Annotated in this window: 14 protein-coding genes; 4 read left to right on the top strand and 10 right to left on the bottom strand. The window is 64.7% G+C overall.

The features are described 5' to 3' along the window. Positions 1 to 214: 214 nt before the first annotated feature. From O0J15_RS14400 to O0J15_RS14375, 6 genes are all read right to left on the bottom strand, one after another. Positions 215 to 8,848, bottom strand: coding sequence for a putative Ig domain-containing protein (locus tag O0J15_RS14400; RefSeq protein ID WP_308305848.1), 8,634 nt, complete (start codon positions 8,846 to 8,848; stop codon positions 215 to 217). 1 nt (position 8,849) lies between these two features. Beyond that, a complete protein-coding gene (locus O0J15_RS14395) occupies positions 8,850 to 9,680 on the bottom strand; it encodes a hypothetical protein (protein ID WP_308305847.1) in 831 nt (276 codons plus the stop codon). Next, positions 9,670 to 11,091: an HlyD family type I secretion periplasmic adaptor subunit gene (locus tag O0J15_RS14390; protein WP_308305846.1), complete on the bottom strand. Its 1,422-nt coding sequence runs from the start codon at positions 11,089 to 11,091 to the stop codon at positions 9,670 to 9,672. Before O0J15_RS14390 ends, O0J15_RS14395 begins: the two co-directional genes overlap by 11 nt. Continuing rightward, a complete protein-coding gene (locus O0J15_RS14385) occupies positions 11,088 to 13,250 on the bottom strand; it encodes a type I secretion system permease/ATPase (RefSeq protein ID WP_308305845.1) in 2,163 nt (720 codons plus the stop codon). Before O0J15_RS14385 ends, O0J15_RS14390 begins: the two co-directional genes overlap by 4 nt. Positions 13,251 to 13,417: 167 nt before the next feature. Then, entirely contained in the window at positions 13,418 to 15,880 is a 2,463-nt protein-coding gene (locus O0J15_RS14380) for a prolyl oligopeptidase family serine peptidase (RefSeq protein ID WP_188250493.1), read from the bottom strand. Between the two features lie 168 nt (positions 15,881 to 16,048). After that, positions 16,049 to 16,378, bottom strand: coding sequence for a hypothetical protein (locus tag O0J15_RS14375; RefSeq protein WP_207049180.1), 330 nt, complete (start codon positions 16,376 to 16,378; stop codon positions 16,049 to 16,051). Positions 16,379 to 16,836: 458 nt separating this feature from the next. On the opposite strand from O0J15_RS14375, the gene O0J15_RS14370 reads away from it, so the two are divergent. After that, complete coding sequence (locus O0J15_RS14370) at positions 16,837 to 17,613, top strand: HipA family kinase (RefSeq protein WP_308305844.1); 777 nt, start codon at positions 16,837 to 16,839, stop codon at positions 17,611 to 17,613. Beyond that, the gene (locus O0J15_RS14365; RefSeq protein ID WP_308305843.1) at positions 17,591 to 17,992 is read left to right on the top strand and encodes a DUF3037 domain-containing protein; all 402 of its coding nucleotides are present in this window, start codon (positions 17,591 to 17,593) and stop codon (positions 17,990 to 17,992) included. The genes O0J15_RS14370 and O0J15_RS14365 overlap by 23 nt, the downstream gene beginning before the upstream one ends. Before the next feature lie 158 nt (positions 17,993 to 18,150). On the opposite strand, the gene O0J15_RS14360 is transcribed toward O0J15_RS14365, so the two are convergent. The 3 genes from O0J15_RS14360 to O0J15_RS14350 form a co-directional block, all read right to left on the bottom strand. After that, complete coding sequence (locus O0J15_RS14360) at positions 18,151 to 19,584, bottom strand: serine hydrolase domain-containing protein (protein ID WP_308305842.1); 1,434 nt, start codon at positions 19,582 to 19,584, stop codon at positions 18,151 to 18,153. A gap of 64 nt (positions 19,585 to 19,648) precedes the next feature. Beyond that, a complete protein-coding gene (locus O0J15_RS14355) occupies positions 19,649 to 20,149 on the bottom strand; it encodes a DUF4952 domain-containing protein (protein WP_308305853.1) in 501 nt (166 codons plus the stop codon). Positions 20,150 to 20,200: 51 nt separating this feature from the next. Beyond that, the gene (locus tag O0J15_RS14350) at positions 20,201 to 21,106 is read right to left on the bottom strand and encodes a LysR family transcriptional regulator (protein ID WP_308305841.1); all 906 of its coding nucleotides are present in this window, start codon (positions 21,104 to 21,106) and stop codon (positions 20,201 to 20,203) included. Between the two features lie 117 nt (positions 21,107 to 21,223). Here O0J15_RS14350 and O0J15_RS14345 point away from each other — a divergent pair, with 117 nt between their 5' ends. Then, positions 21,224 to 22,213 carry a zinc-dependent alcohol dehydrogenase family protein gene (locus O0J15_RS14345; RefSeq protein ID WP_308305840.1) on the top strand — a complete coding sequence of 330 codons (990 nt, stop codon included), beginning with the start codon at positions 21,224 to 21,226 and terminating at the stop codon, positions 22,211 to 22,213. Positions 22,214 to 22,256: 43 nt separating this feature from the next. On the opposite strand, the gene O0J15_RS14340 is transcribed toward O0J15_RS14345, so the two are convergent. Continuing rightward, positions 22,257 to 24,779, bottom strand: coding sequence for a membrane-bound PQQ-dependent dehydrogenase, glucose/quinate/shikimate family (locus tag O0J15_RS14340; RefSeq protein WP_308305839.1), 2,523 nt, complete (start codon positions 24,777 to 24,779; stop codon positions 22,257 to 22,259). Between O0J15_RS14340 and O0J15_RS14335 the strand changes: the two genes are divergently transcribed. Continuing rightward, positions 24,769 to 25,060: hypothetical protein (locus O0J15_RS14335; RefSeq protein ID WP_308305838.1), on the top strand; the 292-nt coding region annotated here is incomplete at its 3' end. The genes O0J15_RS14340 and O0J15_RS14335 overlap by 11 nt on opposite strands.

Raw genomic sequence — 25,060 nt, 5'->3', positions numbered from 1 at the left:
GTGCGCCCTACAACGTACGCTGGAACTACAGGGTAGCCCAGTGGCGGCCGCTGTCGGTGCCCGGCTCACCCATTGTTACCCAATCCGGGCAGGCTGTTACCTGATGTTACCGTTCGGCCAATGCCCCGCCGGGCGAAGCTCATCGACCCAACCCGCCCGCAACGGCCCTGTTGCCGAAGCCGTTGCGTGCATGCCACCTCATGCGCAGGCCGGATCAGCCCGGCACAAGCGTGGCGCGCGCCTCCTGACGGTGCAGTGCACCCGCCCACAGGGATGGGTCCACATCGGCCAGCTGCACAGGTGCATCGCCAACAAGCCCGGTGGCAGCACCTGCCCGGAACGCGCCCATAGCCCCTACCAGATGCTGCAACTCGGCCTCCAGCGACATTCCCTCCGGCGCAGACGCGGCGTCAGACGTCATGCTGGTGCGCAGTGCCGTCATCGGTGTCAACTGATTGGCAATCTGATCGGCGGTGATGGCGTAGCCGCCATCGCCAGGCTGCACGAAAGCGATGGCGTACTGTCCACCCTGGAAATGACGAAGCACACGCATCTGCTGCCCTGCGCTGCCATCCACCCTGACGATCAGATCATCGCCGTCACGGTGATAACTCAGGCGGCTGCGATCAATGCCATCGAAGTACAACCAGTCGGTACCGCCACCGGTGTTGTCCACCGTATCGGCGCCCGACCCGGCGCGGTAGAAATACGTGTCGTTGCCCACGCCGCCGATGAGCATGTCATCGCCATCCTCGCCTACCAGCTGGTCATCGCCGGCGCCACCGATCAGGATGTCCTTGCCGGATCCGCTGAAGCTGCCGTTGCCACCGGACAGGTAATCATTGCCATCGCCACCTTCCAGCTTGTCATCGCCCCCCATGCCGAACAACTTGTCGTCGCCGGCAAGGCCCTTGATCAGGTCACGCCCGCTGGTACCGACCAACTGCTCGGCGTTCGCCGTACCGTTGATCTTGGACGGGTAGTCGGCATCGTTTCCGGTGCCCGGGGTACCTCCTCCATCACCGCCGCCGTTACTGACCAGCGCATTGATGGCCGCTGTGTTGAGCGCATTGCCGGTGGCAGCCTGCAGATAGTCGAGCGCCCAGTCACCGCCCAGGAAGTGATTGGTCACCGTAACACGCTGGTTGGCATTTCCGTTCACAACGATCACCAGATTGTCACCTTCGCGGGTGAAACCAAGCTGGCTGGTGGTGATGCCGTTCTGGAAGAACAACCAGTCGACGCCGCCCCCCGTGTTGTCGATCACATCGTTTCCGCCGCCATGGATGTACTGGTCATCCCCGCTGCCGCCCACAAGCACGTTCTTGCCGTCCTGGCCGCGCAGGGTATCGTTGCCTGCCCCTCCCTCAAGCCGGTCATTGCCGGAGCCCGCAGCACTGCCATTGCCGCCTGCAAGCTGATCGTTGCCATCGCCTCCGCGCAGCGTGTCGTCGCCTGCCATGCCGAACAGCGTGTCATCGCCCCCCAATCCCTCTATCAGGTCCTTGCCGGCGGTGCCTACTAGCTGTTCTCCCGCTGACGTACCGGTGACGGTGCTGTCGAACCCGCCTCCACTGCCACCATTCACCAGCTGGTTGATCTGCGCCGCGCTGAGTGAACTGCCTCCTTCAGGCTGGACCTGATCGATGGCCCAGTCCCCGCCGAGGAAGTGATTGCGCACGCGGACCGCCGGCGTGGCCGCCTGATCGATCCGGATCAACAGGTCATCGCCGTCGCGGGAGAAGCTCAGCCGCTCCCGGGTGACGCCGTTCTGGAAGAACACCGTATCGTTGCCGCCACCGGTGTTGTCGACCACATCGCTGCCCGAGTTCGCGTCGACCAGATAGGCGTCGTTGCCAGCGCCGCCCAGCAGGGTATCGTTGCCCGCCCCACCACTGAGCGTGTCGTTGCCGCCCCCTCCGTTGAGCGTGTTGCTACCGCTGTTGCCCGCCAGGTAGTTGCCCAGCGCGTTGCCGGTCCCGTTGATGTCGGCACTTCCGGTCAGGAACAGGTTTTCCAGATCCGCTGACAGCGTGTAGGAAGCCGAAGACTGCACCTGGTCCGTGCCACCGCCGGCCAGCTCGATGATCGTGTCCGCCGTGTTGTCCACGATGTAGATGTCATTGCCTGCCCCACCGCTCATCTGATCGGCACCGCTGCCGCCATCAAGATAGTCCGCACCATTGTCACCGCGCAGGACATCGTCACCGCTGCCGCCCCACAGCTGGTCATCGCCGTCACCGCCGACAAGGGTGTCGTTGCCGTCCATGCCGCTCAGCTTGTTGGCCGCAGTGTTGCCAGTGATGACATTGTCCAGCGCATTGCCGTTGCCGGACACGATGCCGTTGGCCAGGATCAGGTTCTCGACGTTGTCGGCCAGGATCAGGTTGGTCTCGAAACGGCGCTCGATGGTATCCACGCCACTGTCTTCGTCCTCGAACACGCGATCCTGGGCCGATTCGATGATGTACAGATCATCGCCCAGGCCACCGTACAGACGATCAGCACCGACGCCACCCTCGAGCCGATTGTTGCCATCATTGCCGTACAGCTCGTTGTCCAGGCTGTTGCCAACCCCGCTCAGGTTGCCGGAGCCGGTCAGCACCAGGTTCTCCAGATGGTCGCCGAGCTGCCAGTCCAGCGCCGACTCCACGGTATCGATGCCTTCACCCGCCACCTCGATGACAACGTCGCCGGCACTGTCGACCACGTAGGTATCATCGCCGCCACCACCGACAAGGCGATCTTCGCCGGCCTGGCCATCCAGCCGGTTGTCGCCCTGGTTGCCGATCAACGTGTTGTTGCCCTGGTTGCCAGTCCCTTCATACGCACCGTCCAGCAGCTCGAGCCGCTCGACATTCTCGCCCAGCACGTAGCGATGACTGCCACTGCGGACAGTGTCGTCGCCGCCGCCGGCCAGTTCGATTACCTGCTGGCTCGGGTCGCTCACCACATAGATGTCGTCGCCCTCGCCGCCATACAGGCGATCATCGGCACCTGCACCATTCAATACATCATTGCCCGCTCCGCCATGCAGATCGTCACGGAACTGGGTGCCGGTAAGCACATCCCCGCCGTCGGTACCCCGCAGCACGTTGCGTACATTCAGCGTCAGCCAGGCCGTGGTGCGCTGCCCCCAGCTGTCGGCGGCGATGATCTGCAGCGAAAGATCCGCACCGCCATTGGGCGGCGTGCCCGTCAGCTGGCCGGTGAGCGGGTCGATGACCAGCCAGGCCGGCGCGTTCGCACTCAGTGAATAGGTCAGCGTGTCCTGCGCCTCATCCTGGAACATGCCCGAGGGAATCTGCGCCGAGAAGGCCGCCTCACCGATGGCCTCGAACTCGACGAACGGGATCAGCGTGACCGGAGGCTTGTTGGTGTAGGGCAGCTGGTGCAGATCGCCGCGACGTACGGTGCCATCGGCGAACAGGAAGTGGTCGATCACCCCACGCACCACCAGACTGCCACCCTCCTCATACCAGTAGCTGCTGACCAAAAGCTGGTCATTCGGATCGCTGCCAACCTGCACGATCAGGTCCAGCCCACTGCGGCTGAAGGTGACGTCGTCCGGGTCGATGCCTGCACCAAACACCACACGGTCGCGCCCGGCACCCGGCCGCGAATCCACCGTATCGCGGCCATCGCCGATTCCGTAGTGGAAATCGTCGTCGCCATAACCGCCCCTGAGCAGGTCATCGCCGGTGCCGCCATGCAGGTCCGCTCCACCCTGGCCTGCGATCAGCTGGTCATTGCCTTCTTCACCGTAGAGATAGTCCCGGCTGGCCTTGTAGACCGTGTTCGGCTCGCGATCGCCGCCTTTGAGGGTATCGTTGCCTCCGCCGCCGCGGATCTCGTTGCTGAATCCGTTTCCGGTCAGGACATTGTCGCCGGCATCGCCGCGCAGATTCGCATGGAATGCGCCACCGTTGATGGTGCCCTCGCCGCGTCCGTCAGGCACCAGGTTGTTGCCCAGCTCCAGGTTTTCGACGTTTGCGAAGTGGGCGACGTCGAACCACTGGTTCTGCGGTGCGCCTTCCTCGAGGGCGTCGATTACCACGGTATCGTTGCCTTCCCCGGCCAGCTCCACCACCGTGTCGTTGGCACTGATGATGTAGCGATCATCTCCCATCCCACCGTACAGGTGGTTGGCGCCTGTCGACGTGCGGCCGTTGAGCGTGTTGTCGCCGGCATTACCCCAGCCCGACCAATCGCCGCTTCCGACCAGCTCCAGGTTCTCGATGTTGACCAGGTTGGCGATCGAGTAGGACAGGCTGGCACGTACCGTATCAATGGAGAAGCGGTTGTCCCAGCCCCAGTCACCCTCGATGATCACATCGCCGAGGCTGTCGACCACATAGGTTTCGTTGGCCTGGGTTCCGATCAGCGTGTCATTGCCGGCACCGCCGTCAAGCAGGTAGTAACGTCCACTATGGGTGCCCAGGTAGGACGGCTTGCCAAACTGGATGATGTTGTCCAGGTCATTGCCGACCAGAGCGCGGGGAATGTGCACGATCCAGCCGGGATAGGACGGATTCTGCCAATACCAGGTGCTGCTGTTGAACACGCCCACCAGGTTCTCGACATTGGCCGTCAGGGTGTACGAGAAGGACTCGGCAAAGACGGTGTCCACGCCTTCGCCTTCCAGTTCGATGACCGTGTCCGGGGACGAGCCGTACTGGTAGCCGGTGCTGATGTAGTAGCGATCATTGCCTGCGCCACCCCGGAGGATGTCCGGGCTGCCATCACTGAATTCATTCGCATACAGCATGTCGTCGCCGGCGCCGCCATCAAGCAGGTCCGCTCCGCCATCGCCGTAGATCACATCGTTGCCGTCGCCACCGAACAGCTGATCGTCGCCTTCGCCGCCGAAGATTCGATCGTTGCCCCCCTGGCCATGGACGATATCGTTGCCGGCACCCGCACGCAGGTTGTTGCCTTCATCGGTCGCCGTGTACGTATCATCACCGTCGGTACCGTTCCAGCTGCGCGTCGTCTCGACGAAGTCCTCGGCGCTCAGCCACGTGCCATCGTCGAACTCGATGATGTGACTGCGATTGCTCCCGGCAAGGAATCCATCCAGGCTCAGCGATTGGAACCCCGCGCCGGTGAAGAAGGCGAGCATCAGGTCATCGCCGGAGATCTGGATGTTATTGATCATCGCCCGAGTCAGACCAGGACCGATTCGGATGATGTCCGTGCCCGCCTCGGCGCTGCCCAGATTGATGATGCGGTCGTAGCCATGACCGAAGTCGTAGTGATAGATGTCGTTGCCGGCGCCGCCGTCGAGCACGTCATGGCCAAAACCACCGATCAGTAGGTCATCGCCGCCGCCGCCGAACAGCCGGTCGTTGCCCTCCAGGCCCATCAGTGTATCGTTGCCGTCGGCACCGTACAGACTGTCATCGCCGCTGGTGCCCAACATGCTGTCATCACCGCCGGTACCGAAGACAAGCGACGGCAGCTCCAGTTGTTCCTCCAGGCGTCCGCGATCGGTGACGTCGATGCCGCCCACCGCGATCCCGCCCGCTCCGTTGGATGCAAAGTAGTTGTGCACCACCACCATATCTGCACCGTTGATGTGGCGAATGATCAGATCTAGCCCGTAAGCCTCGTAGTGCAGATCGGCCTGGTTGATGCTTGAACCGAAGGTGACGCGATCAAAACCCGGATTGCCCTCCTGCAGGTAGACATGATCGATACCAAACCCCGCTTCGAAGTGGTACTGGTTGTTACCGGTACCACCGTAGAGCACGTCATTGCCGGTGCCGCCGTCCAGGATGTCGTCGCCGGCGCCGCCGGACAGCAGGTCATTGCCTGTGCCACCGCGTAGCGTATCGTTGCCACCCGGGCCATTGTCTTCATCACCGTACAACCTGTCATCGCCGGCGCCGCCATTGAGCTCGTCGTGCCCGCCCTGCCCGAACAGCACGTCGTTGCCGGCACCGCCGTCGAGATAGTCATTGCCAGCCGCTCCGGAACTGCCGGCGCCGCCATCACCGGCCAGGACGTCGTCACCGTCACCGCCATACAGACTGTCGTTGCCATCCTCACCAAACAGACGGTCAGCGCCGTTGCCACCGTTCAGGGAATCATTGCCGGCGCCACCCTGCAGCTCGTCGTCGCCACCGCCGCCGTCGAGCGTGTCGCGCCCATCGCCGCCCATCAATATGTCGTTGCCCGCACCGCCGGCAAGCACGTCGTCCCCCGCTTCACCGCGCAGGGTGTCGGCGCCCTCGCCACCGGACAGTGTGTCCTTGCCAGATCCACCCCACAGTTCGTCGTCGCCCTGGCCACCTATGAGCGTGTCATCGCCTTCGCCGCCGATGAGCACATCCTTGCCGGCGCCACCATCGAGATGATCATTGCCATCGCCACCTTCCAGATGATCGGCGCCCTCGCCGCCCAGCAGAACATCATTGCCATCCTGCCCGAACAGCCGGTCGGCGCCATTGCCGCCGTCGAGGGTGTCGTCACCGTCTTCGCCCTGCAGCTCATCGTCACCGTCTTCGCCCATCAGGCGATCATTGCCGGTACCGCCAACCAGAAGATCGTTGCCAATGCCGCCGGACAGCAGATCATCGCCGGCCTGGCCTGACAGCTGGTCGTTGCCGGCGCCACCCCGCAGGATGTCGTTGCCGCCGCCAACGATTCCGGATTGCGGGTAATAGTCACCCCAGATCAGATCATCACCGTCTCCACCGTCGATCAGGTCATTTCCACCTTCTCCCCACATCTCGTCGTTGCCGGCGCCGCCGTCGATGCTGTCGTTGCCGTCACCGCCGGCCACCTGGTCGTTGCCGGCCCCGGCCAGGATCACATCGTGGCCGCCTTCACCACTGATCGCATCGTCACCATCTCCCCCATCGAGGTAGTCCGCTGCACTGCTGCCACCGAGCTGATCGTTGCCGTCTTCGCCAAACAGGCTCACACCGCTGGTGTAGGTGATGCCGGAGCCGGCCTCCGTGGTGATCCGTCCCTGGCCCAGCGGGATGCCATCCGGCTCGGTGGCGCTGCTGTAGACCAGGGTGTAGGTATCATTGTCCAGGCGCCGGAATCTGAACGTCCAGCCTGGCGCCACCGAGGCGCCACTGAAATCGAACATGCCCGACAGGCCATAGTCGAAGCCGATGGCCAGGCTGCCATCATCGCGGCGTCCCAGCCTCTGCATTGCACTCCAGCTGAAGAAGGCCTCCACGTCCCGCCAGATACCGGATTCGGTAATCGGTACACGTGAATTCGTGCGCACGTCAAAGCCGAAGTTCCACTGAGCGTTGAGGACATCATTGCCCTCTCCGCCATGCGCGATCGTCCCCGATCCCAGGCCGGAGATGAAGTCGTCGCCGACACCGCCGGTGATGGTGTCGGCGCCACCGCGACCGTTGATGATGTCACTACCTTCACCGCCGTCCAGGGTGTCACCACTGCCGAAGGCGGTGCCCCAGATCATGTCGCGGCCGTTGCCACCGGACAGGTTGACCGCTGCGCTGGGCACGCTGTTCACGAAGGGATTGAGGAAGTCGGCCAGCCCGGTGCCTCCTGTGCCTGCCTGGCCCGGCTTGAACTCGGGAAGCGTGATGCCCAGGTGGCCCTGGCTCCAGCCGTCGACCATCACGCTGCCGGTGTCGGTGCCACTGCGGATGATCAGCTTCGAACCGTTGGCGACCGAGTGGCTGACCTTGATCTGGCCATCGGCGCTCTCCCAGGTGGTGGCTGACGTCGCGATGAGTCCGTTGGCCCAAGCGCCGTTGCCGTTGATGATCACGGTACCGTTGCCATCGGTATCAACGATCGTATCCAGATCGCCGGCCAGGCCAGTACCAATGCTGTAGGTGTCAAAACCCAGACCGCCGTGCAACTGGTCGCTGCCGGTACCACCGTCGAGCGTATCGTTTCCCGCGCCACCGAACAGTGCGTCATTGCCGGCGCCGCCGTTCAGGGTATCGTTGCCGGTGCCGCCGTCGATCACATCGTTGCCGGCCAGGCCAGAGAGCACGTCTGCGCCATCCTGGCCGAAGATGACGTCGGCCTCATCGGTACCGTCGATGGCATCACCCTGCAGCGAACCATAGGCGGTCAGTCCGCTCCCTTGCTTGACCGACAGCTTCAGCACCTCGGGCAGGGTGTTGAGGAATTCGCGGATCTGGTCCTTGTTGAACTCCAGGTCCGAGGCATCCAGCGCCAACGCGCCGGTGAAGAACAGGAAGGGATCCAACGGCCGGGCGACCCAGCTGGAACCATCCTCCAGCGTTTCGGTGCTCAGCCGTGCCATCCATGCCGAGTACACATCCGGATTCAAACCCAGACGCCAGAACCATGAACCGGCTCCCAAGGGGTCGTTCTCTGCGTTCTTGACCACCTTCACCAGCAGTTCGATGCCGGCCTTGGTATCCCATGGCAATCGCCCGTTGCTGTTGAGCATCGAGTCCCAGATGGCATCGCGTTCCTGCTCGTCCAGAAGTTTGAACGGCGTGTTCAACGTCCAGGAATCAACCGGTAGATTCAGATCGGTGAACACACGGTTGTGGAAGGTCCATGCTTCGCCAGCGGTGATCTCACGAACAACGTTACCGGCTGCATCCACGATCTGGTCGAGCATGTCCAGGAGGCCTCGGGCCATGCCCGCACGCACTGCCTGGATCTTCGCATCGTCCACGGGAACGCCATGGGCCCTTGCGGTTTCCTCAAGAAACTCCAGTGCAGTCAACCCGGAGAACATGTTGCCCACGGCCACGCCACTGGCCAGCCGGGCATAGCGATGCCCGAAACCAGCGATGAACTGGTACATCTCCTCGATCTTGCCGCTGTCGAGCATCGCCCGCGCCAGTGCACGCTGTTCGGCTGTCATCATTTCAACCACGTTCAATCTCCTTCACGTTCCGGTGTGTAGGGCAATGGGACCTGATGCGTTGCAGATAGGCCTGGACATCGGCCTGGATCTCCTGCCAATGCGGCAACAGGTTCTGACGGTAAACAACGGTGGTGCGTACATTCCGCAGCCCAGGCTGCTCAAGCGAGGCCTCGCACAGGGGCGTCCACTGCGGGGGTGAGTACTGCGGCCCGGTCATGCAGCGGATCAGAACAGTGGGTGCGCGTGCCGGGTCCAGGCTGTCGGTATAGGTGATACGGTTCCAGTTGAAGCTTTGACGCTCCGGCAGCGCCGGTCGGGCCATCTCCAGCCCGAGCGCTGCGTCACGACCGAAATCGAAGGTGACTTCGGCGGGCAGTCGTTGATGGTGAAGGCGATACAGGCCCCAGTCCCGTATCTGCCGCAGCGTGATGTTCTCACCCTCGCCGGCCTGGCTCATTCCGATGTCGATCCAGTTCGAATCGCCGTTCCCCGCCGAATCGCGCCGGTCGTAGTCCTGTCGGGTCTGCGCATTGCGCGGCGCCATCTCCGGCCAACGCAGCTGGATGGAAACGCTGCGCAATGGCACACCGCAGCGTGACGCGGGGTCCGCTCGCGCGTCCCGGTCCTGCTCCCATATCCATACATCCTGTCTGGGCACCTCCAGCGCGACACCACCGATGCGTCCCTGCAGCCGTGTGGCCTCTGGTCCTTTCCTGTCGGACCCGCATCCCCCCAGCACGACCGACAATGACAACCACAGCAGCATGTCGTACCGCAGCCGGCACGCGTTCAACCACCTGCCAGCCACCACAGGATCGGCCTCAGCGTTCACGCAGCGCTTCCTGCGCGTGCTGCTGCAGCGGGCTGAGCAGATAGTCGATGACCCGCCGCCGCCCCGTCTTGATCTCTGCGGACAGGCTCATGCCAGCACTCATCCTCACCTTGACGCCGCCGATGTCCAGCTCGGAACGATCCAGGCGGATCCGTGCCGGAAATACCAGGCCCAGCTGCTCATCCTGTGCCGCATCATGGGACACGCTCACGACGGTTCCGGTGAGGTAGCCATAGCGGGTATAGGGAAAACTGTCGATCTTGATCGTGACCGCCTGGCCCGGCCGCACGAAGCCGATGTCCTTGTTGAGCAGCGTTGCTTCCACTTCCATGCCGTCGCCACTGGGCACTACTACCAGCAGCGGTTGTGCCGGCGTCACCACGCCGCCCACGGTGTGCACGGCCAGCTGCTGCACGGTCCCGTCCACCGGTGCGCGCAATGTCATCTGTCGATTGCGCTGTCCGGTCTTGGCCACTTCCGGCCCCATCTGCCCGATCTGCTCCTGGGCCTTGCGCAGTTCATCAAGGGCCTGTTGCCGGGTGTCGGTGACCAGCACCCGTAGTTCCTCCCGTGCCGCCAGCAGGGCCGAGCGCAGCTCCTGCACCCGATTGCGCTGGGTGGCCAGGTCGCGCTCGGCGGCGATGCGTTCCTGCTCGCGCAACAGATAGTCGTGGCGCCCGACGTAGTTGCCCTCCACCAGGCGTGCATAGTCCGCCGCGCGGGTGCGTGCGATCTGCGCCGAGTCGCTCAACGGCTGGATCAGGCCCTCGGTGGTGTGAAGCTCTGCCTGGCGCTGCTGGATGCCGGCCTGCAGGCCATTGCGCCGGGCCTGGAAAGCCTCGAACTGACTGCGCACGAGCACCTGTTCGTCCGCCAGCCGCTGCGCGGGCAGCCCACTGTCCGATGGCAACTGCGGCAGGTTGCCCGTGTCGAAGGCCCCCAGCAGTGCTTCCAGTCTCAGCGCCGCCAGCCGGGCGTTGGTCAAGGCTTCGCCGGCCTGGGCGAGCTCTGCCCCGGCGCCCGCCCCCTCCAGCTCGATCAGCAGCTCACCTGCTTTCACCGTCTGCCCGTCGCGCACCAAGATGCGACGGACCACAGCAGTCTCGGCCGGCTGCACCACCTTGGTACGCGAGTTGACGACGGTCTTGCCCGGCGCCACCGCCACGATGTCCAGCTGGCCGATGCATGCCCACAGCAGTGCAATACAGAACAATGCAATGATGATCCGCATGCTCCAGCGTGACGTTGGCGAGACGGGCGTCTCGATCAGCTCCAGGTGGGCGGGCAGGAAGTCGCGCTCATCGGCCGTTCGCTGCGGCGACTCCATCTGCGCACGTGCCTTCCACGCCGCACTCGCCACCCGCACGTATCGACCCAGAAAATCGCCTGCGGCCTGTATTCGATGCTTCATGCGGCCCCCGCCTGCAGTCGCTGCAGGTGGGCATAGAAGCCATCAGGCAGGCGCATCAGTTCCTCATGTGCACCGGCCTCGACGATCCGCCCCTTCTCCACCACCACGATGCGGTTCGCATGGCGCACCGTGGACAGCCTGTGGGCGATGATCAGCACCGTGCGGCCCTTGCATATCGCGCGCATGTTGGACATCACGGCGTGCTCGGACTCGTAATCCAACGCACTGGTTGCCTCGTCGAAGATCAGGATGCGCGGATCGGTGATCAGCGCCCGGGCGATGGCGATGCGCTGGCGTTGGCCACCGGAAAGCCCGGCACCGTGTTCACCGACCTTGGTATCGTAGCCCTCGTGCAGCTCGACGATGAACTCATGCGCGCCGGCCAGCGTAGCGGCCTGGATCACCCGTTCCAGCGGCATGCCAGGTTCGCCCAATGCAATGTTCTCGCGCACAGAGCGGTTGAACAGGAAATTCTCCTGCAGGACCACGCCGAGTTGTCGACGCAACCATGCCGGATCGGCCAGCGCCAGATCATGTCCATCGATCAGCACCCTGCCCTGTTCCGGCGAATACAAGCGCTGCACCAGCTTGGTCAGCGTGCTCTTGCCCGAGCCTGAGCGCCCGACGATGCCAACCACTTCGCCAGGCCGGACATCCAGTTCGATATCAGTAAGCACGGCCGCAGCGTCTGGACGATAGCGGAACCCGACGCGTTCGAACGTGATCCGGCCCTGGATCGGAGGCAATGCCATCCGGCTTCCCGGCAGCTCAGTGCGCGTATTGAGGATATCGCCCAGTCGTTCAACGGAGATTCCGACCTGCTGGAAGTCCTGCCAAAGCTGTGCCAGGCGGATGATCGGCGCCGCCACTTGGCCGGACAGCATGTTGAAGGCAATCAACTGACCCAGGCTCAACTTGCCATCGATGACCAGCTTCGCCCCCCAGAACAGGATCGCAACGGCCACCAGCTTCTGCACAAGCTGCACACTCTGCTGGCCGAGCGTGGCGATGCGGGTGACGTTGAAGCCTGCGCTGACGTATCCCGCCAATTGGCTGTCCCACGTGCGGGTCACCCTCGGGTCCACCGCCATGGCCTTGACCGTTCCGATGCCGCTGACGGTCTCCACCAGAAACGCCTGGTTGTCGGCGCCACGCTGGAACTTGTCATTCAGGCGCCTGCGAAGTACAGGCGTCACCAACGCCGAAATCAGCGCATACAGCGGAAGCGAAAGCGCCACGATCAGGGTCAGCCATCTGCTGTAGTGGAACATCACGGCAAGAAAGACAACCGTGAAGAACAGGTCCAGCACCGAGGTCAACGCCTGCCCGGTGAGGAAACTGCGGATGTTCTCCAGTTCCCGCACGCGGGCGATGGTGTCACCCACGCGGCGCGACTCGAAGTACGCCAACGGAAGCGCAAGCACATGCCGAAACAGGCGCGCGCCGAGTTCGACATCGATTTTGCTGCTGGTGTGTGAGAAGACGTACGTACGCAGGCCTGACAGCACAACGTCGAACACCGCCATCGAAACCAGGCCGACGGCAATCACATCCAGCGTGGTGAGCCCTCGGTGCACCAGCACCTTGTCCATCACCACTTGGTAGAACAGCGGTGTTACCAGGGCAAACATCTGGATGAAGAACGAGACGATCAGTACTTCGACCAGTAAGCGCCGGTACTTGATGACCGCCGGGATGAACCAGCTGAAATCGAATCTTGCCAGTTCGCCCAGCACCGACGCACGCGAGGTCACTTGCAGCAGGCGTCCTACATAGCGCTGCCCCAGTTCGTCCAGCGTGAGCGTTCTCGGCCGCTTTTCGGCCAGGTCGTGGATGAGCACCTGATCGCGGTCGATCCGCGCAATGATGAAAGGGTGCGGGCCCGCCAACGCCAGCGCCGGCAGTGTGACCCTGGAAAGACGCCGCTGCGGCGTCGCTGAGATCCGGGCTTTGAGGCCCAAGCGGCGGGCGGCCAGCAGCAGGGTCGTCTCGTCAAATGCTTCGCCGTTGCGTCCATGCGCATGCGCCAGCTGCTCCGCATCCGCAGCGATGCCGTGGAACTGCGCAAGCAGCACCAGCCCCCGCAATGCCAGATCTGGCTGGGCGTGAACCACGCGCTCGCGCGCGACGCCCTGACTGGCTACCGTCCCCTGGTGCATGTCATCCCTGAATGCGTTTTCCCCGGCCCGATCATCGGATGGGCCTCCCGCGGATGTCAATACCGCGTGATACCCGCCCGATCGACGCTCCCTCTCCGCCGGTTACTCCCCATCCCTGCCACGCAGCAGCCAGCAGCAGGGCCGCCCCGGGGCGGCCCTGCTGCATCTCACTTGGCGTTCTTCACGTAGGTGTCAAACCAGTTCAACATTTCCGCCACCAGCTGCTCGTTCGATTCCAATGCGGTGTACCAGTGCGGTTCGTTCGGCAGCATCACCAGGCGGGTGGTACCACCGTTGCCACGGATCGCCTGGTACAGCTTGCGCGACTGGAACGGCTCGGTGCCCGGGTTGGCGTCGTCCTCGCCGTGGACCAGCAGCAGCGGCAGCTTGATCTTGTCGGCATAGAAGAACGGCGAGGCCTTCAGGTACACGTCCTGCGCCTGCCAGACCGAGCGGCGTTCGTTCTGGAAGCCGAACGGGGTGAAGGTCTTGTTGTACGAACCGCTGGTCGCCACACCGGCCTTGAACAGCTTGGTGTGCGCGATCAGGTTGGCGGTCATCAGGCCGCCGTGGCTGTGACCAGTCACGCCGATGCGGTTGCGGTCGACCACGCCCATGTCCACGGCCTTGTCCACCGCCGCCTTGGCGTCGGCTTCCAGCTGCTCCAGGTAGGTGTCGTAGGCGTTCTTCGGGTCACCCACGATCGGGAACGAGGCGTTGTCGATGATCGCGTAGCCGGCCAGCAGCATCAGGCGGTACGGCTGCAGGCGGGTGAAGGTCTGCTGCGAACCGGACACCTGGCCGGCCTGCGCGGCGTTGGCGAAGTCGGCCGGGTACGCATACAGGATCGCCGGCACGCGCTGGCCCTCCTTGTAGCCCGGCGGCGTGTACAGGGTGAACGACAGGTCCACGCCGTCGGCGCGCTTGTAGGTCACCAGCTGCTTCTTGATCTGGCGCACTTCCGGGGTCGGGTCGACCAGCTTGGTCAGCGCGGTCGTGGTGGACGCGAACTGCGCCTCGCCGGCCTTCGCGTCGGCCACCGCCTCACCCTGCTGGCGGATGAAGGCATTCGGCGGATCGATCACCGACTGGTGCCAGGTCAGGTAGCGCCCCGGCGTGTTGCTGAAACCGAGGAACTGCTCGTAGGCATCGGCGCTGCTGCGGAACAGGCGCTCGCTTTTCAGCGTGCCCAGGTCGAGGCGGTCCAGGAACGGACGGTCGCCCTGCGGCGAGGCGCCACGGCCGCTCAGGAACACGTGATTACCCTCCTGGCGCACGACCTGTGCGCCGTTCGGCAGGCGGGTAAAGACCAGGTTGCCGGGGTTGCCGTACAGCTCATCGCTGGACATGTCCCACAGCAGGCGGCCTTCCTTCTTCGGCTGGTCCACATCGACGATGCGGGTCTGCATCCAGTGGCGGTTCTCGTCGTTCTCGAACTGGAACGCCACGGCCGGATCGGCAGTCCATGCGAAGCCCTCAAATCGCTGCGCGGTACGGGTGATTTCGGTCGGCTTGCCGTTGAACGGCGCCTTCAGCATCAGCACGCGATCGCGATGCGGCACGCTCACCTTCCAGTCGCCCTTGTCCAGCGCTTCGGCATAGACCAGGGTGGCCGGATCGGTGGCACGCCAGTCGAAACCGCGCGGACCTTCCGGTACGCCGTGCACCGGCACGCGGTCGGCCAACGGCAGGCTGGCGATCGGCGTGGACTTGCCGCTGGCGATGTCCAGCACGGCCACGTCGTTGGCGAAGCGCTGGTAGGTCACCGCATGCGAATACGGTGCCTTGATCGATTCGGTCAGCACGTGCACGCCATCGGGCGCGGCGCTGACTTCATTGAACAGCGCCGGTTGCCCGACCGGGCGCACGCGGTTGGCGACGGTATCGACCACGGCCAGCTGCGAGGCGCCGTAATAAGCGAACAGCTTCTCGTCATGGACGCTGGTCAGCGTGTCGCGGGCTTCGTAGGTGCTGCTTTCGCCGCTGCTGCCCAGCGACTCCTGCGCGTCCGGACCGGTCGGCACGCCGCCATTGGACGGCGCCGGGCCCTGGTTGGCCGGCACCAGCTTCACCAGCAGGTTCTGGCTGCCGCCCAGCCACTGCACGGTATAGCCGAAAATCGGGTTCAGCTGCACGTTCGGCACCTGCTTCACCTGGCCGGTGGCCGCATCGCCCACCCACAGCTGCACGCTGGTATCGACCGCATTCTGGAAGGCGAAGTGGCTGCCATCGGCCGACCACAACGCGCCGGTGGCGCAGCCCTGCGGCAGGTTGACCTTGGTCTCCTTGCCGCTGCCGATGTCGACCAGGGTGAAGTCGGCCACGCAGGCCGGAATGCCGTAGCCACCGGGGGTGTCATGGCGACTGCGGTTCTTCGGCTCCAGGCGCACGCCGGCCAGCTTCAGGTAAGGCTGGGCGACGCGGCTGATTGACGGGTAGGTCTGCGCGGTGGTCAGCAGCAGGCGCTGGCCGCCCGGGGCCACGTTCGGCGCCGGCGGCGGCGGTGCCTTCAGCACCTTGAGCAGGTGTTCCGGCGGCTTGGCGTAGTCGGCAAGCGCCGGGCCAGCGGCCAGCAGGCCGACGGTGGCAACGGCAACGGCCGCCGCCAGAGAGGTTCGACGGATCAGCATCCTTATCCCCTGGGTGTGAATGGGTACCCGGAATCGGGCATGAACCCGAATCTAGCACCGCAGGGGTTGTCGTGAATGGGCCGGAAGGGCTAGTGGCCGGATGGGGCAAAGTGAGCCACGCCCGGTCAGGCCGGAAACGGTCCGGCACCTGCCAGGCGTGGCCTGTCATCACTGCTGCGCGTGCAGGTCCCAGGTGGCCAGGTAGTCCGGGTCGACCACGATCATGCCGCTGTTCCGCATCCGGTACTCACCGGGCTCGGCTCGCTGGTACTGGTCGAGCATCGGTGGCAGGTAGCGCTCATGACCATCATCTTCATCGGCCAGCACCACGCCTTCGTCGGCACTGATGCGCAGCACGGTGCCCGCGTACTGTTCCAGACCCTGCACCTGGCCGTCGCCACCATAGCGGGTGACACCGACCAGTACGAGCTTGCCGATCATTTCCTCGGCCTTGGCATCGTCCAGGGGCGGCAACATGGGATTGAATTCGTCGTTCATCGGTGCACCTCCAAAGCCTGTGGGGACATCGTGGATTCGGCGGCCGCCCACGTTGCCACTGCCGGCGGCAACGCAGGGGTTCATCTCGGGGCGCAACTCTCTGGATCGCAGAACCCACCGGGCAACGCCGGGGGCGCGAGGCGTGAACGGTGTCTGCAGCTGCGGGGGCGGCCATCCGTGCCGGTGCCGTGGCCGTGTCAGGCCAAGGTCAACACCACGCGTTGCGTTGCATGCAGGGTGAAGCGTGACAGCTGCACTGTAGCGGCATGACGGCCTCCTGTTGAAGGTCACACGCGGGCGTGTTGCTCCGTTGGAACGAATGCTGCCACTGTGCGCGGAAGGACGAAGTGAAGATTGCCGGCGGCCCGTACAAGGCGGTTCGCGCGGTGCCCGTTCATTAAGCTGGCGCGTCGTTCCGCTGCGGCGCGTCTCCCGCGGCGCCACGCTAGAATGCGCGCATGCGCACCGTACATGCCCTCCGCTACATCACCCCGCTGCGGGAAGGTGGCTCCCTGCCCGCCGTGGTCGAGACCGACGACGACGGCATGGCCGTGCTGAAATTCCGTGGTGCCGGCCAGGGACCGAAGGCGTTGATCGCCGAGCTGATCGCTGGCGAGATGGCGCGCACGCTGGGCCTGCCGATTCCGGAAATCCTGTTCGTCGAGCTGGACCGCGAGTTCGCCCGCACCGAGCCAGACCCGGAAATCCAGGAACTGATCCGTGCCAGCGAAGGCCTGAACCTGGGCCTGGACTACCTGCCCGGTGCGATCAACTACGACCCGGCGGCGATGCCGGTGGATGCCGATCTGGCCTCGCGCATCGTCTGGTTCGATGCGCTCACCAGCAATGTCGATCGCACCACGCGCAATCCGAACCTGATGGTGTGGCATCGAAAGCTGTACCTGATCGATCACGGTGCGGCCATGTACTTCCATCACGACTGGGCCAACGCCGGCGATGCCTGCGAAAAGCCGTTCGTGCTGATCCGCGACCACGTGCTGCTGTCGTTCGCCAGCCGCATCGCCGAGGTGGATGCCGAACTGGCCGCGCGCCTGACCGATGCCGAGATCGAGCGCATCGTCGGCCTGGTGCCGGACAGCTGGCTGGTCAACGAGCCGGCATTCGACAGCCCGCAGGCCTATCGCCAAGGCTACATCGACTATCTCAATCATCGCCTGAAAGTGCGTGCGGTGTTCGTGCAGGAGGCCATCCGTGCCCATGCTGCACACGTATGACTATGCGGTCATCCGCGTGGTACCGCGGGTGGAACGCGAGGAATTCATCAACGTCGGGGTGATCGTCTCCTGCCCTGGCGCGCGTCATCTGGAGGCGGCCATCGAGATCGATCCTGCGCGCCTGCGCGCCTTCGCGCCGGCGCTGGACCAGGAGGCGCTGCAGCCGTGGCTGGATGCGATCGTGGCCATCTGCCGTGGCGACGCCAGCGCCGGGCCGATCGCGCAGCTGCCGGCACGCGCGCGCTTCCATTTCCTCACCGCCAAGCGCAGCTCGATCGTGCAGATGTCGAGCACGCATGTGGGTCGTACTGCCGATCCTGCGGGGGTAGTGGAACACCTGATGACGAAGATGGTGCGGGTGCCGGCCCCGACTGGGTAACGCCGGCCGGCTAACGTCGACTGGGTAACGTCCACTGGATGACGTCGACTGGGTAGAGTCGACTGTTAGTCGACTGCCATTAGCGGAACGATCGAAGCGCCCGCGCTCCGCGCGATAGTCGACCAACGGTCGACTCTACATCCTTCGCCCCCTCACGCTCACTGCAACGGCAACCGCCGCGCGATGTAATTGACCACGTTGCCCATCGCGTCCGGATCAACATTGGCCAGGCCGACGATCACATAACCCTGAGCAGGCATCACCACGATGGCACTGTTCGACCCAGGCGCACCACCTTCGTGGCCGTACTGGTGCTCCCTGCCCTCGCCCTGCACCACGAAGCCAAAGCCATACCAACGCTTGTGGTTCTGCGCCGTGGTGGCTTGCTGCAGCAGTGCCGGCGAGACCAGTCTTCCGCCGCGCAGCGCCTCGACGAATTTCAGCATGTCGGTGGCTGTGCTGTAACCACCGCCGGCGGACATGCCGCGCCAAGGCAGCGACTTCGTTTCACGTGTCCATTGCCCGTTCGTCTTCGTGTAGGCAACGGCACGCTGTGGCACTTTCACCGTTTCCGGTTCGAAGCCGGTGCCGGTCATGCCGGCCGGTCGCAGGATGTGCTGCTCCACATAGGCATAGTACGATTGCCCTGAAACGGCCTCGATGAGGCGCCCAAGCACGATGAAGCCATAGTTGGAGTAGCTGTCCTGGCTGCCGGGCGTGAACTGCGGTACATCCTTGGCGAAGCGCTGCACGTAGTCATCCAGCGTCTTCAGCGAGGCCGAGTACTGGTCGAAATCATCGCCGAAGAAATCGCCGAGACCGCTGGTGTGGGTCAACAGCTGGCGGACGGTGACCTCAGCGGCGACGGCCTTGTTCGGGTAGTCGGGCAGATGCTTGCCGATCGTATCGTCCAGCCCCAGCCTGCCCGCCTGCACCAGCTGCAGGATGGCCACTGAGGTGAACATTTTGTTGGACGAGGCCAACCGGAAGCGTGTATCCGCCCGCACCGGAATGCCGCCTTCGCGATCCGCCTCGCCGCCCCACCAATCCAGCAGCACCTGGCCGTTGCGCGCCACCAGCAGCGCTCCCGACAGCGCGTCCTGTGTACGCAGCGCGTCCAGCTTCGTCCTGGCGTCAGCCATCAGGGCCGGCAACGCAACACGCTCCGGCTTGTACTTGTCCGGTGTTTCGGTGCCTTCGATGTGGAACAGCTTCAAGTGCGCTGGGTGGTCCGGGTCCATCTCCGCCGTCACCCACATCGCACGCTCGTTCAGCTGGCCCATCACCAGCAGCTTCGCTTGACCAGGCGTGCCCTCGCGCGTTTCCAGCACGCGCAGCGGGCCGGTACTCTCGCGGAACTCAAGATAGTCCTTGGGAGCACTGCCTTCCTTCTTCGCATACCTGTCGGCGAAGGCCTGCAACGCATCGAGGCTGCCTGCGTTGAAGGCCGCAAGCCAGTCATCGATGGCGTCCTGCGCATGCGGATGTGCAGGCTCGGAGGTGGTTGCGCCAATCGCAGGAGAAACCGGCACGGCCGTCAGAAGCGGACAGGCCAGCGCAGCGCACAGCAGCAGACGTCCAACAGCCTTCATCGCAGTTCCTTTGCAGGGATCCCTGCACGCATCCTAGAGCAAGCATGCGCCTGCCGCATCCACGCTACGGGCTCTGCCGCGTCACCTCCACGGTGACGTTGAATGCTTCGATGCGGCGCCAATCGCTGCGCGGATGCGGCAGCGATTCCATCCCCATCCCGATCTGGTACCTCACCGTGCCTGCACCTTCGCGCCAGCTGTAGGGCCCGCCACTGCTCCAGCCACAGCAGGTGTAACGTAACTTCGGCATTCCGAACGTCGTGTGCAGATACGCTTCGACCTGCTCGGCGCGTGCGCCGGCGACGCGGTAGTGGGCTTGCATGGGCTTGATATAGGACGCGTCGTCCTGGCTGCAGCCCAGGTATTCCAGCCCTGCGGGCTTGCGCCCGATCGTCTGCAGGAAATCCTGGCATGGGGCATCCGGTCGCGCCAGTCCATCGGCACGCCCTCGTGCCTCCCATTCGGCCAGCGCCTGCGCAGGGCTCTGCTCCACGATCCTGCTGCTGCCGGACAATCCCGCCAGCAGCAGGAAACCAACGGCAAGCTCGGGTAGCAGAAGAGACATCACAGGGCGATCCTTCGCAGGGGGGCGCCGGAATGCTATCCGATGCCCGTGCTATCGCCGTGCCATGCTCTGCTCGCTGAAACGCGCCACGCAGAAGTCCAGGAAGCTGCGCAGCTTGGGCGTCAGCTGGCGGTCGCGCGGATACACCAGGTTGATCCACGTCGATACCGGCACATGGTCCGGCAGCACTTCCACCAGTTCACCACGCGCCAGCGCAGCGGCAAGCATTTCGTAGGGCTGCAGGATCAATCCCAGCCCACCCACGGCCGCTGTCAGCAGCGGCTCGGCCTGGTTGACCATGAAGCGACTGGACACCGGCACGGTCAGCACGCTGCCATCGGCATCGCGGAAACTCCAGCGTGTGCGGATGATCGAATGCGCGAAGCCCAGGCACTCGTGGCGGCTCAGGTCATTGGGATGGGTGATGGCCGGGCGCGAAGCCAGATAGCCTGGCGACGCACACAGGACCAGCGGATACGGCCCCAGCCGTCGCGCCACCAGCCCGCTGTCGGCCAGGTCACCGGTACGGAACACCAGGTCGTAGCCGTCTTCAACGATGTCCACCAGGCTGTTGGACAGGTTCAGATCGACCTGCACGTCCGCGTACTGCTGCATGTAGGCCACCACCGCCGGGCCCAGTGCGTGCACGCCGAAGGTGACCGGCGCGCTGATGCGCAGGCGTCCCATCGGCCGTCCACGCGCCACTTCCGCCAATTGCTCGGCGCCCTCCACTTCCTCCAGGATCACCCGCGCCCGCGCCAGGTAGGCCTGGCCGAAGTCGGTCAGGCTCTGCTTGCGCGTGGTGCGGTTGAGCAGGCGCACGCCCAGGTGCTGCTCCAGCGCCTGGATATGCTTGCCGACCAGCTGCGGCGACAGGTCCAGTGCCTCGGCAGCGGCGGCGAAGGAGCCGACCTCGGCCACCTTGGCGAAGGTCCGCAGGGGAGCGATCAGGTCCATTGCAAACAATTGTTTTTCAATGAAACACCAGATTACCCCTTATTCTGGATGCAGACTACGCGCACAGTAGCCGTGACCCTTTCGCCGGCGCCCTCGTCGGCCCTTTCTCGGAGCCCCATGAGCCAGATTGTCCGCATCCACGAATATGGCAGTGCCGATGTGCTGCGCTTCGACGATATCGACGTTCCCGCCCCCGCCCCTGACGAAGTCCAGATCCGGGTGAAGGCAATCGGCCTGAACCGCGCCGAGGTGATGTTCCGCACCGGCGCCTATCTGCAGGAAGCGCAGTTCCCCAGCCGGCTGGGCTATGAGGCCGCCGGCGTGATCGAAGCAGTCGGCAGTGCGGTGAGCGGCTTCACTGCTGGCGATGCGGTCAGCGTGATACCGCCACTGGACATTGCGCGCTGGGGCACCTATGGCGAGCTGGCAAACGTGCCGGCACGCCTTGTGGTCAAGCACCCACAGGCGTTGGACTTTGAAACGGCGGCCGCGGTGTGGATGCAGTACGTCACCGCCTGGGGCGCGCTTCTGGAACAGGCTCACCTGGCCGCCGGGGATTTCGTCATCATTACCGCCGCCAGCAGCAGCGTCGGCCTGGCCGCCATCCAGATCGCCAATGCAGTGGGCGCCACGCCGATCGCGGTCACCCGTGGCCCGGGCAAGCGCCAGGCCCTGCTCGATGCCGGTGCCGCCCACGTCATCGCCACCCAGGAGCAGGATCTGGTGACCGAAGTGGCGCGCATCACCGGCGGTGCCGGTGCCCGTGTGGTGTTCGATCCGATCGGTGGCCCGCAGTTCGTGCCGCTCACCGAAGCGATGGCCCGTGGCGGCATCCTGCTGGAATACGGCGCGCTGAGCAGCGAACCCACGCCGTTCCCGCTGTTCAACGTGCTGGGCAAGTCGCTGACGCTGAAGGGCTATCTGTACTCGGAAATCGTTTCTGACGATGCCGCACTGGCCCGCGCCAAGGCGTTCATCGTCGATGGCCTGGACAAGGGCACGCTGGCGCCAAAGATTGCCAAGGTGTTCCCGTTTGCGCAGATCCAGGAGGCACACCGTTACCAGGAATCGAACGAGCAGATCGGCAAGGTGGTGGTGACGGTGTGATCCAGCGTCATGCAATGGGGGTGGATCATCGCCCCCATTGCGGTTACCTGGGCAACGCAAACGCCATCACATAATCGCCGTTCGGGGTTTCCATGAAATGGTGGCCGCCGGCCATGATCACTACGTACTGGCGCCCGCCCTGCTCGTACACCATCGGATTGGCCTGGCCGCCCGCGGGCAGCTTGGCATGCCACAGTTCCTTGCCGGTCTTCAGGTCAATGGCACGCAGCAGGTCATCGGTGGCAGCGGCGATGAAGATCAGGCCGCTGGCGGTGATCACCGAACCACCATTGTTCGGCGTGCCGATCTCGATCGGCAGGCCGGAACGGATGCCGAACGGTCCGTTGCCGCGCGCACTGCCGAATGGACGGTCCCACAGCAGCTTGCCGGTACGCAGGTCGATGGCACGGATACCGCCATAGGGCGGCTGCTTGCACAGCAGGCCGGTGAACGGCAGCCGCCAACCAGCGTTGACCTGGATGCCATACGGCGTGCCCACCTGCGGGTCGCCCGCGCCTTCTGCACCGCCCTTGTCGAACCGGATCTTCTCGCGTGGCAGCCAGCCCAGCCGGTCGGCCTCGGCGCGTGGCACCAGCCGGTTGTAGTTGGGCATGTCGTTGTAGTTGGCCACGATCACGCCGCGGCGCGTATCGATGGACACGCTGCCCCAGTCCGAGCCGCCGTTGTAGCCAGGGTACTCGATGGAATGGCGCTCGCTGCTCGGCGGCGTGTAGAAGCCTTCGTAGTACGCCTTGCGGAACTGGATGCGGCAGACCAGCTGGTCGATCGGGGTGATGCCCCACATGTCGCGCTCGGTCAGGTCATGTTCGCGGCGCAGCGTGTGGTACAGCGAAAACAGCTGGGTGGGTGAACGCTGCTCGGGTTCGACGCCGCCTACCGGCACCTTGCGCTCTTCGGCGGCGGTCAGCAGCTGGCCGTTGCGGCGATCGAGGATATAGAGGTCGCCCTGCTTGGTCGGCAACAGGATCGCCGGCACCTTGCCCGCCGCCGTCGGGTAGTCGATCAGGCTGGCCTGCGAACCCAGGTCGTAGTCCCACACATCCTTGCGCACCGCCTGGAAATGCCAGACCGGCTTGCCGGTGGCCACGTCGATCGCCACCAGCGAGGTTGCATAGCGGTTCTGGCTCTCCGTACGCGAGCCACTCCAATAGTCTCCCGCGGAATTGCCCAGCGGCAGGTAGACCAGGCCCAGTGCTTCATCACCTGTGGCGGTGGTCCACATGTTGGGTGTGCCGCGCGTATAGGTCTGCTCGCGCGGCGGCAAGCCGCTGCGCTCGGGCTGGTCCATGTCCCATGCCCAGCGCAGCTTGCCGGTGATCGCGTCGTAGGCCTGGATCACGCCCGATGGCGCGTCGCGGCGCTGACCATCCAGCACCTGGTGGCCGGTGACGATCACGCCGCGCACGATGGCCGGGGGCGAGGTGATCGACACATAGCCGGGTGGCACCTCACCCATGCCGAGGGTGATGTCGACCTGGCCGTTGTTGCCGAAATTCGCGCACGGGCGACCACTGTCCGCATCCACCGCGATGAGGCGGCCATCCAGCGTGCCTTCGATGATGCGCGCCCAGCACGCCGGACGACTGCCCGGTGCAGCGCTGCGGCTCACGCTGGGTGGCGGCTCGGGCAACGCCAGATCGGCCGCGGCATCGGCCAGGGTGGCATCGGCCAGGATCGGCGCTGCCGGTTGCTCGTAGTAGCTCACACCACGGCAGGCCGCGGTGTAGGGGATCGAGGCGTCCTTCACCTTCGGATCGAAGCGCCACACTTCCTTGCCACTGGCGGCGTCGAGCGCGATCAGGCGGTTACGGGCAGTGCACAGGTACAGACGGTCGCCGATCTTCAGCGGCGTGGTTTCCGCACCCCAGCGCTTCTTCGGCAGGTCACCGGTGCGGAACTGCCAGGCCAGCTGCAACGTGGCCACGTTGGCCGGGGTGATCTGCTGCAGCGGCGAATAGCGGGTGGCGGCATTGCTGCGGCCCCACGCCGGCCAGTCTCCCTCGGCCGGCTGGTCGGCCGGTTGCAGGCCCGTGGTATCGCGCGTAGGTTCCAGTCCGGCGCTGACCGCGCCTTCCGGGAACGGCAGGTGCCCGTCCACTTCACCATGCGGCGCAAAGGCCAGGCCGAAGGCAGCTACGAACACCAGCATCAGCACGCCCGCCACGCTGCGCGACAGGCGCTTGGACACCGGTTCGCGCAGGGTCGGTGCCAGCAGCGCCACCACGATGCCCAGGGCCGTAACGAGGCCCAGGCGCGGCACCCAACGCCAGTAGTCGCTGCCCGACTCCCACCAGGTCCACAGCAGTGTGCCGATGAACACCAGCGCGTACAGCAGCGCGCCGCTGCGACGGTTGCCGAACAGCAGGAGGCCGCTGGCCAGCAGGCCGGCCCCGGCGATGGCGTAGTAGGCCGAGCCCCCGAGACTGAGCAGCCACGCCCCCAAGCCGCCGATGACCAGGCCGAGCACGACCAGCAGCAGCGACAGCACGGTGACAAGGGGATGCCGGGAGGCGCGGGCGGGAGCGGACTGCGGCGTGGCGGACATCGTCGATCTCCGGGGGCAGCATGCGCCCTTATCCCACCGCCGATGTGAAGCGCGCGCGTATTTTCTGGGTGGACCTGACGGGGTGATCGTCGGCTGGGTGGTTGCCGACTGGGTGATTGTCGGCTGGGTGATTGTCGGCTGGGTAGAGTCGACTGTTGGTCGACTATCGCGCGCAGCGCGGGCTTTTCATCGCCCTGCGCAGAGCAGTCGACTGACAGTCGACTCTACCGCAGCGATCGGAGAATCCACCACGAAGATCCGCAGAAATGACGACGCCCGGC

The organism is Stenotrophomonas sp. Sm10, assembly GCF_030985515.1.
Classification (GTDB): Bacteria; Pseudomonadota; Gammaproteobacteria; order Xanthomonadales; family Xanthomonadaceae; genus Stenotrophomonas; species Stenotrophomonas hibiscicola.
Note: the sequence above shows the minus strand (reverse complement) of the source record. Positions and strands in the feature narration are given on the sequence as shown.